This is a genomic window from Promicromonospora sp. NPDC060204 (genome assembly GCF_042728455.1).
Taxonomy (GTDB): domain Bacteria; phylum Actinomycetota; class Actinomycetes; order Actinomycetales; family Cellulomonadaceae; genus Promicromonospora.
Window position 1 is genome coordinate 1 of the sequence record NZ_JBHWZO010000282.1, and the last position, 7697, is coordinate 7697.

The 7697-nt window shown below is 73.2% G+C and carries 4 protein-coding genes; 3 read left to right on the forward strand and 1 reads right to left on the reverse strand.

The genetic code is table 11. From position 1 onward, the window contains the following. Positions 1-79: 79 nt before the first annotated feature. Positions 80-2743 carry a hypothetical protein gene (locus tag ACFWEJ_RS24830; protein WP_377231852.1) on the reverse strand — a complete coding sequence of 888 codons (2664 nt, stop codon included), beginning with the start codon at positions 2741-2743 and terminating at the stop codon, positions 80-82. Positions 2744-3011: 268 nt separating this feature from the next. Between ACFWEJ_RS24830 and ACFWEJ_RS24835 the strand changes: the two genes are divergently transcribed. The 3 genes from ACFWEJ_RS24835 (at position 3012) to ACFWEJ_RS24845 (ending at position 7657) form a co-directional block, all read left to right on the forward strand. Further along, positions 3012-4043: a LacI family DNA-binding transcriptional regulator gene (locus tag ACFWEJ_RS24835; RefSeq protein WP_377231853.1), complete on the forward strand. Its 1032-nt coding sequence runs from the start codon at positions 3012-3014 to the stop codon at positions 4041-4043. A gap of 136 nt (positions 4044-4179) precedes the next feature. Beyond that, on the forward strand, positions 4180-6264 hold the full coding sequence (locus ACFWEJ_RS24840; RefSeq protein WP_377231854.1) for a glycoside hydrolase family 36 protein: 2085 nt from the start codon (positions 4180-4182) through the stop codon (positions 6262-6264). 70 nt (positions 6265-6334) lie between these two features. After that, positions 6335-7657, forward strand: a complete 1323-nt coding sequence (locus tag ACFWEJ_RS24845) for an ABC transporter substrate-binding protein (protein WP_377231855.1) — start codon at positions 6335-6337, stop codon at positions 7655-7657. Positions 7658-7697: the final 40 nt, after the last annotated feature.

A 7697-nucleotide genomic window follows, 5' to 3' on the forward strand; every position in this document is an offset into this window, starting at 1 on the left:
CCGCTCTCCGGGGGCGGAAAGCGGAGAAACCCCAGCCTCAAAGGTGAGTCGCCGACTCAGTGGGGGCTCAGCGGACGCCTCAGCGGATCCGCGTGGTGGCCGGCGCGCCGACGACCAGCGGCGCGACGGTCACCTTGTCGATGTCGGGCGCCCACGCCGACGGGTTGCCGATCCGGATCTCGCCGTCACCCGTGGTCAGCGTGATCGGCACCGTCCGCTCCCAGTAGCTGTCCCACGCGTAGGTGTAGCGGAAGAAGGCGGAACCGGCCGGCGCCTCCCGCGTGCCCTCGGTGACGACCGCCTGCCGGTCGACCACCTGCGGGTTGTAGTCGTGCTTCCCGGCCAGCTCGGCGTTCGCGTAGTGGACCACGAGGTCGTAGTCGCCCGGGGAGTCGAACCCGGCGCCGCGCGGGATCGCCACGTGGTTCCCGCTGCCCTGGCCGACCGACCCCACGTACTTCCCGCCCGAGGCGTTCGAGCCCGACGCGGGGTCGACGCTCCGCACCGCCGCATCCCCGCGCAGCGTCAGGTCCTCGGCCTCGAAGGTCGACGCCGCCGCGTCGCCGTCCGCCGCCCGTGTCACGGTCACCGACTGCACGCGGACCCCGCGCGTGGAGCGCAGCTCCAGCTCGTTGATCCCCTCCGTGAGGTGCACGCGGACGGTGGTGCGGCGGTGGCCGCCGTTCGGGACCTGCACCCGCGGCAGGGTGCGCCCGCCGAGGTCGAGACGCAGGTCGGACGGGCCGGCCGTGTGGTACTCGACCGCGAGGTCGTAGTAGCCGGTCTCCATCGCGTTGACGTAGGCGTCGGCCCGCTGGGCCTGGCCCGCCACGTGGCCGAACCCGCGCGTACCGGTCTGCCAGCCGAGGCCGGCGCCGCCGTAGTAGCGCAGCGTGCTGGCGGGGTACGCGGTCGGCTCGCCGTCCGTCACGTCCGTCAGGACGAACTTGTCCAGGGTGATGTCCGACCCGGGCAGCACCGTGGTGCCGTCCTCGCTCGCGCGCAGGGACAGCACGTGCGTGCCCGCGGTCAGCTCCACGGCGACCTCCGCGCTGCCGCGGTACTGCCAGCGCGAGGTGCCGGTCAGGGCCAGGTCGGCCGTGTACTGGACGGTGGTCCGGTGGGCGTCGTCGACGAAGAGCGCGTGCCGGCCGGGCGCGCCGGGCGTGGCCCCGATGACCTGGAACCGGTAGGTGCCGGTGCGCGGCACGGTGACGGTCCAGTCGGCGCGCGAGCCCGGCCGGTTGAACGACCCGACGTCGTGGCTGCCCGAGGCGAGGAACTTCCAGCCGCCCCCGGCCCGCGGGTCCTGGAAGTAGGTCTGGGCCGCGGTGAGCGCCGTGTCCTCGGCCTCCACGCTGGTGGTCCAGACCGGGTCCACGGTGACCGTGCGGTCCTGCGCGGGGGTGATCACCACCTGGTAGGCGGCGTACCGGTCGTACGTGGGCAGGGTGAGGTCGAGGCGGCCGCCGGCCACGCGGGCGCCGTCGACCGCGTGGACGACGCGCGGCGTGCCGGCGAGCCCCTCCGCGCCGGTGACGGTGACCTCGCGGACCTCGACGTCGACCGAGCTGCCGAACACGGCGCGGTCCAGGCCGCGCAGGTCGAGCCGGACGTCCGAGTCCGTGCCGCCGTAGAGCACGGTGGCGCGGCGGTCGTCGGCGTCGACGGCCCCGATGCCCTGGAGGGTGTCGACCGTGTCCGGCTGGGGCGGCGTCACCCGGACGGTCTGCGAGCCGGCCAGGTCGCCGTACCACTTGAACATCCACCAGCCGGCGTTGGCGCCGTTCGGCCGCGCCGTGTTGTCGGAGAGGTTGCCGGCGTAGTTCCAGTACGCGGTCTGGGCGTCGACCTTGGTGTCCTCGAACATCGAGAGCCACTGGACGAGCTGGCCGGGCACGCCCATGTCGCGCAGCATCCCGTACTCGGTGATGTTCACGTGGATCGGTGCGATGCCCAGCCGCTGCTCCAGGGCGCGGTAGTCGGCGAAGTGCGACCGGTACGTCGCGAGGTTGTCGATGCCCAGCTCGTGCCAGATGAACACGTCCGGCAGGTTGTCCTGGTCGCGCGTGTACGTGAGGAAGTCCGCCGACCGCTCGGGCTGCCAGCGCGTGTCGCCCGGGCCACCGATGCGCGCGTGCCCCAGCCCGTGGGCCTGCCAGACCTCCTGGATCTTGGCGTGCACCGCCGACCAGTCGCCGAGGAACTGCTCGCGCTGGTTGGCCCAGTCCGGGTACCAGTTGCCGCCGTCCGGCTCGTTGAACGGAATGAAGAGGTACTTCTCCGGGTGGTCGGACTGCGTGGCGACGGCCTCGGTCACGAACTCGACGATCTCGAGGTAGTCCCACACCCCGTTCGGCTGCTCGGTGTAGGTGCCGGTCGCCTGGTCGTAGGTGCGGGTGTCGCCAGGCCGCTTGCCCCCGTTGTACGACCAGTCCGGGTAGTAGTCCTGGATGTAGATGGCCAGCTCCTCGCCGTGCTTGGCGAAGAACCCGTCCTCGACCCGCAGCGCGTCGCCGCTCGGGTGCTGCGTGCCGTACGGCGCGCGCTGGGAGGAGTTGGTCACGTGGGCGCCGTTGACCAGGGCCGTCGTGGGCACCCCGACGTCGCCGAAGCCGTACAGCGTGCCGGTCGCGCCGCCCCGGAACGCGCCGGTCGTGGTGCCGAAGTCCACCGTCAGGCTCTCGGGTTCGGCCGCGGCCGGCTGCGCGACGGTGAGGGTGGCCGCGGCGAGGGTCGTCACCGCGAGACCGCTCCACGCGCGGCGCCGTCTGGACCGCCGCTCGGTGCGGATCTGATCTGCGCTATCAGGAACATTCACCTGTGTTCCACTCCTTCGTGGATCGGGACCATCGGTCGGTCTGCCTGCCGCCCGGAATGGCAACGTCCCCGGGCGGAGGGAGGGCGGCGGCCGCGTCAGGGACGCGGCGCCGGGACCATGAAAGCGTTAATCATTCTGATTGGCAAGAGTGACCGGCGTCCTCCGCACGGAATGCACGTAACCTGGCCCCGTGGAACCAGACCGCCCGATGAAGCCGCCTGTCATCGCCGACGTCGCGCGCGTCGCCGGCGTCTCCGTGCCGACCGTCTCGCGCGTGCTCAGCGGCTCGGTCCCGGTGGGCCCCGAGCGCCGGGCGCGGGTCATGGCCGCGATCAAGGAGCTGGGCTTCCGGCCCAACGGCGCCGCGCGGGCGCTGGCCACCGGCGGCCAGCCCATGATCGCCGTGTTCGCGGGCGACACCACGCGCTACGGCTACGCCTCGACGCTCCAGGGCATCGAGGAGGCGGCCCGCCAGGCGGGCTACATGGTGGTCATCTCCGTGGTGGAGACCGACGACCGGCGCACGGTCGACGCCGCGATCGACCATGCGCTCGGCCAGCCGATGGCCGGCGCGATCGTGCTGGAGTACGACCCGCCCGGTGTGGCCGCCCTCGCCGCGATCCCGCAGTGGCTGCCCGTCGTCGCGGCGGCCTCGGGCCGGCCGGCGGACGAGCAGGTGGCGCACGCGTTCATGGACGACCGGTTCGCCGCGGCCCGCGCCACCAAGCACCTCCTGGAGATCGGCCACCGCACCGTGCACCACGTGGCGATCCCGTCGCCCGGCCGCCCGAGCGCCCGCATGCTGGGCTGGCGCGACGCCCTGAGCGAGGCGGGCGCGCCGGAGCCGGCGGTGCTGTACGCCGACTGGTCGCCGGACTCCGGCTACGACGCGGGCGCGCGGCTCGCGCTCCTGCCCGACGTGACCGCCGTGCTGTGCGGCAACGACGAGCTCGCCATGGGCCTGACCAAGGGCCTGGCCGACGCCGGGAAGAGCGTGCCGGCCGACGTGAGCGTCATCGGCTTCGACGACCACCCGCTCAGCCACCTGTGGACCCCGCCCCTGACGACCGTGCGGCAGGACTTCGTGCGGCTGGGGCAGCGGGCGTTCCAGCTGCTCAACGCGCAGATCGACAGCGGGGACGTGCCCCCGTCCGTTCGGTTCGTGCCCGACCTGATCCTCAGGTCGTCGGCGGCCCCGCGCACCGCCCCGCGCGCCGTCTGAAAGCGGTTGCGCCCGGACAGGGCCCCGAAAGAAGCCATCCAGATGCAATCTTGCGCTCCGTTCTGATATGCGCTTTCATAGCGGCGTGCCAGCAAGCCAGCCGACGACGGCCAACCCACGCTCCGCAGCGACGCGAGTGACCCTCTGGACCCGGGACCAGGACGAGCTCGCGCTCGTGCTGCCGGCCGACGCCCCGGCCGCCCTGGCCACGACGGGGACGGCCGGGACGACCGGCGGCCCCGCGACGCCGGCCCAGCCGCTGGTGGAGATCCTCGCCGTCGGGCAGGGCCGCGCCAGCGCCAACACCCGCAACACGGCCACCGCCGTGGGCGCGCGCTTGCGGGTGCTCGGCCACGACGTCACGTCGACCGACGGGTGGACGACGGTCCGGGTGTTCCAGAGTGACGCCGTCACCGGCCTGCACGTGACCTCCCACCTGCGGGTCCGCGTCGACGGGGCCTCGCTCCGGTCCTGGACCACCGTGCGCAACGACGGGGCCGAACCCGTCGCGCTCCAGGCCGTGTCCTCGCTGGTGATCGGCCGTCCCGTGGGCGCGGTCCCGGTCGCGGGCACGCTGTCCCTGGAGGGCCACAGCGAGTGGGTGGGGGAGAACCGCTGGGCGTGGACCCGGCTCTCCGGCCAGGACGGGCTCGTCGGGCTGGACCTCCCCGCGCACCAGCACCAGGACGCGCGCGGGTCCCGCAGCCTGGTCAGCACCGGCACGTGGTCCTCAGGGACCCGGAACCCGACCGGCGTGCTCCGGGCGGAGGACGGTCCCGCGCTCGCCTGGCAGGTCGAGCACAACGGCGCCTGGCGTGCCGAGCTCGGCGTCCGCCTCGACACCGCCGACGAAGAGGTGCTGGTCCTGGGCCTGTTCGGCCCCACCGACGACGACCATGCCTGGACCCGGGTGCTCGCGCCCGGCGAGTCCTTCGAGTCGGTGCAGGTCTCCCTCGCGGCCGCGGGGGACTGGCAGGACGCGCTCGCGGAGATGACGCGGCACCGCCGCGCGCTGCGCCGCAACCCGCGCCGCCCCGCCGTCGTCTTCAACGACTACATGAACACCCTCATGGGCGACCCGACCACGGCCAAGCTCCTGCCGCTGGTCGACGCCGCGGCCCGTACCGGGGCGGAGCTCTTCTGCATCGACGCCGGGTGGTACGACGACGGCGGCGACTGGTGGGACTCGGTGGGCCTGTGGGAGCCGTCGGCCTCGCGGTTCCCCGACGGCGGGCTGCGCACGGTGGTCGACGCCATCCGCGCGGGCGGCATGGTGCCGGGGCTCTGGCTGGAGCCCGAGGTGGTGGGCGTCCGCAGCCCGCTCGCGGAGCGGCTACCGGACGAGGCGTTCCTGCAGCGGGGCGGCGTGCGGATCACCGAGCACGGCCGGCACCTGCTCGACCTGCGGCACCGCGACGTCGTCAAGCACCTGGACGAGGTGGTCGACCGCCTGGTCGAGGACTTCGGCGTCGGCTACTTCAAGCTCGACTACAACGTCACCCCCGGCGCGGGCACCGACCTGGACGCCGACAGCCCGGGCGACGGCCTGCTTCAGCAGAATCGGGCGCACCTCGACTGGATCGACGGCGTGCTGGCGCGGCACCCCGACCTGGTGATCGAGAACTGCGCCTCGGGCGCCATGCGCGCCGACTACGCGCTGCTGTCCCGCCTCGACCTGCAGTCGACGTCGGACCAGCAGAACCCGCTGCTCTACCCGCCGATCGCGGCGGGCGCGCTGGTCGGGATCGTGCCCGAGCAGGCCGCGAACTGGGCCTACCCGCAGCCGGACATGACCGACGAGGAGATCGTCTTCACGCTGTGCACGGGGCTCACCGGCCGGCTCTACCTGTCCGGTCGGCTGCACGAGATGACGCCCGAGCAGGCGGCGCTCGTCGTCGGCGGCGTGGACCTGGCCAAGGAGTGGGCGGAGCGGCTGACCGGGTCGGTGCCGTTCTGGCCGCTGGGCCTGCCCGCCTGGAGCGCGCCGCTGGTGGCGGCCGGGCTGCGCGGCGCCGACGAGTCGCTCGTCGTCGTCTGGTGGCGCGGGGCCGAGGCCACCGAGCTCGACCTCGACCTGCCCGCGGGCGGCGTCGACATCGCCTACGGGCCGCCCGACGACGGGTGGCACGTCACGCGCGCGGCGGACGGACCCGTCCACCTGCGCATCCCGTCCGGGCCGCAGGCCCGCGTCCTGAGGGTCCGGCACACCGGCCTCGCATGATCACCGGGGCCGCCGGGCGGCCCCGCTCGACCCGCAGTCGGCGAAGACTGCGACCATCCAAGGAGTCGATATGAAGAGGTATCTGACCATCACGACGGCGGTCGTCGCCGTCGGCCTCCTCGCGACCGGGTGCAGCGACCCGACCGCGGGCACCGGCGGCGAGGCCCCCGAGGCGGGGGCGGCGGAGTGGCCCGCCCAGGACACCGACCTGACCGGCACGAAGCTCACCATCTGGGCCGCGCAGAACTCGAACACCGCACCCGACGCCGTCGTCGCCGGGTTCGAGGAGCTGACCGGGGCCGAGGTGGAGGTCGTCACCATCCCCGACCCGTACGAGCAGGGCGTGCAGACCAAGGTCGCCACGGGCGACCTGCCCGACCTGGCGTTCTGGCAGCCGACCGGCTCGATGCTGACCGCGCTCAACGCCCCGACCAACCTGCAGCCGCTCGACGGCGCGCCGTTCGTGGACGCGTACACCGACGGGCTCGCCGACATGACGGGCGTCCTCGACGACACCCGCTACGCGGCCCTGGTCACGAGCCCCGCCGTCGAGGGCGTCTACTACAACAAGGAGGTGTTCGCGGAGCACGGCATCACCGAGCCGCCCGCCGACTGGGACGCCTTCGTGGAGACCGCCCGGACGCTGAAGTCCGACGGGCAGACGCCGTTCTTCGAGATGGCCGGCGACCGCTGGGCCACGCAGTGGTGGGTCCAGGTGCAGCTCGCCGACGCCGCCCGCGACGGCCTGTGGGACCGCGTGAACACCGGCGAGGAGAAGTTCACCGACCCGGAGATCCTCGGGGCGATCGAGACGTACCAGGGCCTGATCGACGAGGGCCTGTTCAACGAGGACATCAAGACTGCGACGTTCGAGGACCAGGCGGACGCCCTGCTCGCCGGGGACGCCGCGATGGCGGTCCAGGTGAACTCGTTCTTCGGGCAGCTCCAGGCCAAGGCGGACCAGGCCGAGCTCGACGAGAAGATCGGCTTCTTCCCGATCTCGCCCACGGGCAACGTCGGCACGTTCATCCCCGACCAGTCGAACGCGCTCGTCGCGTTCCGCACCGGGGACGCCGACCGCGAGGCCGCGGCACGCCAGCTCCTCGCGTACTGGCTCGGCGACGGGTACGCCGACTTCGTCGCGGACCGCGACACCATCTCGCTGCAGGACTCGGTGCCGACGCCGGACACCGTGCCGCAGGCGCTCCTCGACGTGCACGCGTCCCTCGGCGAGTCCGTCGGGTCCATGCAGGCGCTTGCCGTGGCGAACCCCGACCTGTACATCTACCTGGCCGACATGATCCAGGGCGCCACCACGCCCGAGCAGGTCGCCCAGCAGACCCAGGACCAGTTCGCCCAGCTCGCCCGCGCCCAGGGCATCGAAGGCTTCTGACCCAGATCCGCCCGGGTGCCGGGCCGCCGCGAGGCGGCCC